General features: G+C 41.9%; 1 protein-coding gene. It reads right to left on the bottom strand.

Annotated elements, in window-relative coordinates; translation table 11 throughout:
• On the bottom strand, nt 1–229 hold a 229-nt coding region (locus IQR33_RS33505), incomplete at both ends, for an isochorismatase family protein (RefSeq protein WP_228013988.1).

The raw sequence follows: 229 nt of genomic DNA, 5'->3' as shown, positions 1-229 counted from the left end.
TTTCAAGACTGAGAGCGCTAGAAGGCAAAGAGATGTCTGAACTGACGCTTGTGACAAAGTCATCGACAGATTTAATACAACCACTTCGACCAGAAATGTATTTAAGCGTGTACATATGATCTTCTTTCGAAAAGTCTGCAATCGCGTTACCAATAACAAATGGTTTGACATCTAGCATAAAGGCATCGAGTGCTGTTGAGAGGACTCCGATATGGCCATAAACCCCAAC

The organism is Vibrio sp. OPT46, from assembly GCF_015163535.1.
Lineage (GTDB): Bacteria > Pseudomonadota > Gammaproteobacteria > Enterobacterales > Vibrionaceae > Vibrio > Vibrio alginolyticus.
This window is presented reverse-complemented; position numbering and strand designations above follow the sequence as displayed.